General features: G+C 44.7%; 4 protein-coding genes and 1 pseudogene. 4 read left to right on the top strand and 1 reads right to left on the bottom strand.

Annotated features, from left to right (window positions below; genetic code table 11):
• Positions 1–187, top strand: a pseudogene (locus PSF27_RS20720) (Rpn family recombination-promoting nuclease/putative transposase); the annotation flags it as partial.
• Positions 188–194: 7 nt separating this feature from the next.
• Here PSF27_RS20720 and PSF27_RS21155 read toward each other — a convergent pair.
• Complete coding sequence (locus PSF27_RS21155) at positions 195–371, bottom strand: helix-turn-helix domain-containing protein (protein WP_272682183.1); 177 nt, start codon at positions 369–371, stop codon at positions 195–197.
• 467 nt (positions 372–838) lie between these two features.
• Between PSF27_RS21155 and PSF27_RS20710 the strand changes: the two genes are divergently transcribed.
• The 3 genes from PSF27_RS20710 to PSF27_RS20700 all read left to right on the top strand — a co-directional run bounded on the left by PSF27_RS20710 (position 839) and on the right by PSF27_RS20700 (position 2621).
• Complete coding sequence (locus PSF27_RS20710; RefSeq protein ID WP_272682182.1) at positions 839–1408, top strand: ProQ/FINO family protein; 570 nt, start codon at positions 839–841, stop codon at positions 1406–1408.
• Positions 1405–2022 (top strand): DUF2913 family protein, encoded by a 618-nt coding sequence (locus PSF27_RS20705; protein ID WP_272682181.1) that lies wholly within the window; start codon positions 1405–1407, stop codon positions 2020–2022. The genes PSF27_RS20710 and PSF27_RS20705 overlap by 4 nt, the downstream gene beginning before the upstream one ends.
• A 65-nt stretch (positions 2023–2087) precedes the next feature.
• The gene (locus PSF27_RS20700; RefSeq protein WP_272682180.1) at positions 2088–2621 is read left to right on the top strand and encodes a site-specific integrase; all 534 of its coding nucleotides are present in this window, start codon (positions 2088–2090) and stop codon (positions 2619–2621) included.
• Positions 2622–2857: the final 236 nt, after the last annotated feature.

Below are 2857 nucleotides of genomic sequence, written 5' to 3'. Positions count from 1 at the left end.
TCGCCAAGAAGGACGAGAAATTGGTCGTCAAGAGGGATTGCAGCAAGGTATTGAGCAAGGTATCGAAAAAGGTATGCGTGATGCTAAGATTATGATGGCGCGTAACCTACTTAAAAATGGGGTTAGTCTTGACCTTATCATTGAAAGTACCGGTTTAAGCCGTGAAGAGCTCATTTCCCTGCAGTAGTCTGGCGCTATTCCTTTTTCATTTTTGTGCTTAACGCAAACATCGCTAGCTCAATGAGTTTAGCGATGTTTTGCGCTTTTTCATAGCGTTTATAGCTTCGCACGCTCACCCCCAGTTCTTCAGCCGCGCGTTCCTGCTCCCAATTCATTCCTCGTCGCCACAATTTTAATTCAAATCCAGTCATGATATCGTCCTTATAAATAAGGAGTTGCGGCTCTACTTTTCAAGCCGCACACTTTAAAGAGATAAACCCAATAAAGCCTTTGCTTACAAGCCATAAATGGCTGTCGCTCAGAACACGGTGTCAACATTGTGCCATAGCCCCCGTAAAGCTGGCCTCTGGCCACCTTAACGCGCAGCTACAGCCGTTCATCGAGGCTTCGCCTCTCGTCCGTCTCACCGCGTTTTTCAAAGGGTCAAACAAACAAAATGACGGTTTTACTTTCATTGGGCTTAACCAGGACAGGGGACGGACTGGGGCATTAAACAGCACGTAACCGCTGACGCGGGTCTCGACGGCCCTAACCTTCATTATCCCTCTGTCACTTTTTTTGCCGTCTACCGCCCTACGGGCGGGTGATTTCGGTGAAATTTCGTGATAATCTGGAAGTAATGTATTGATGGTGAACGCAATTTTTGAGTGAGGTTAAAATGGAGCGCAAAACACTGACGTTAAAACGCCCCCTGACGGAAAACGTCATGGAAAATACCGAGCTCGGTATTACGCGTCGCCGTAAACAGGTGGTGGTCAATACGCAGCGTAAACCGAATAAACCCGTCAAAACAACGCCGACCGCATCCCCTAAAAAGGTGACACCTCCACCTGAGAAAAAAAAGGATACGGTTGTCACTCCATTAGAGAAAAAAATTACCCTACCAACGCCACCAAAACAACATCTCTCTTTAGAGGTGGCTATCGCAAACCTCTCAGAATATTGGCCACATCTTTTTCCCAATGGACAACTTCGACCGATGGCGGTTGGCATACGTGAAGCCTTGTTTGCAGATAAAAAGGGGCGTGAATTGCCGATTTCGTATAAAAAATTGAAACGTAGCCTCGCGGCCATTAGCCATAGTGTGAAATATCGCACCACGATAATGCCTGGCGCGGTACGCTATGATAAGGACGGTCAACCGGACGGGACTGTCACGGAATCGGATGTGGTCGATACGTTAAAACGCATACAAAAGCGGGCTAAACAACAATCACGAACCATATGATAAAGACAATCCATTGTCCGATTTCTGTTGAAGAAAAAAATCATTGGTTAGGTAAGTTAGCGTTTGCCGCTTTAGTCGCGCTCAAACTGGCGCAATGGGATGGAAAAGCCGCACGAAACGCCCAGGCTGAAAATCTATTCCTGCTTCGCTGGCTACAAACGGCCCTGAAACAAAAACGGTTTCATCGCTGTGTGGTACATGATTTTGAATGGCTCATCCACCTTGGTCGACAACGTCTAATGACCTCAAAACTCAAATCGCGGTTAGAATATCTGTGGCGTTCGTGTTGTTGTGATATTGCCAGCCAAAGTGATTTGTTTCGCTTAACCTACGCGACAGAGCTACTTAAAGATTTAGGGTGGGACAGTGTGGTAATCAGTGATGAGCGCTGGCAAAAACTGATAAAGAAAAAACCGATAGTAACCGCTATCCCCACTTTCTATGTCACACAATCGACTTTAACCGCGGGGTTTAGTGATGAGGGGAAACAGGTTAATTCGGTGGACTTTTGGGTGCTTGGCGATAAAAAACAATTTAGCGAAGTTATCAAACAGCACCATCTTCAGGGACAATTTGATGAGGATTGTTGGCAATACAGGTTAAACATTGCTTGACGTGAGTTTTCGTTCCGCTGAGCGTCAAACCCCGTTAACTTTCATCTTTTTTGACAGAGTGGTGTATGACTGAAGATAAAGTAAAAAGTCGCCCGTTAAGGTGTTACCTTAACGAGTTTAAGAAAACACAGACACGTTGTACTACTTGCCATACACACCTGGAACGGGTGTCATTGATGTTGGATAGAATGGCAATTAATAAAGATGATATCAAGAATATGTCACAGCGGCTGAATGAAATACAGTGGTCTATACTGCAAACGACGCGATTACGGGTTCTGTGTCGTTTTTGCAGTGAACTGTATTCGCTGCCATTGCCCCGCTTTGTGGATTTAATGGATTTTCAACGGCATTTATTATTGAACTCATTGATGAACACCAGTACGGTACGAGAATATGTCACGCGGTTACGTCGTATCGATACGTTGTTGATAGAGCAAGAAGTTCACATGCCTCAATTTAATGTCGCACGGGTCATGGCGATTTTATCAGATCATTACTCCGGATCATCGTTAAATAATGCACTATCTGCAGTGAATAAATACGCAGAATATGTCATCGAATGCTTAGCAAATAAGACTGGGAATGAGCGTCGTTAATAACGATGTCAGTAAATTTCTTAACTCGCAGACATTTTCGTTAACAGGTTGCCTTATGTTTATAATTCTAATGAGCACACAAGTGATTGTGGTTAGCGGGCGAAAATGAAAAATCGACTGAACGCGAACCTTGAAATCTGAATAACGGACAGAAAATCGATTCTGCGTTATGATACGCGTTCTTTCGTCAGGAGTGAGAGATCGAATAATGAAACCGAAGCACACACCGACGGCCC

It is taken from the genome of Providencia sp. PROV129, from assembly GCF_028482245.1.
Classification (GTDB): domain Bacteria; phylum Pseudomonadota; class Gammaproteobacteria; order Enterobacterales; family Enterobacteriaceae; genus Providencia; species Providencia vermicola.
Note: the sequence above shows the minus strand (reverse complement) of the source record. Positions and strands in the feature narration are given on the sequence as shown.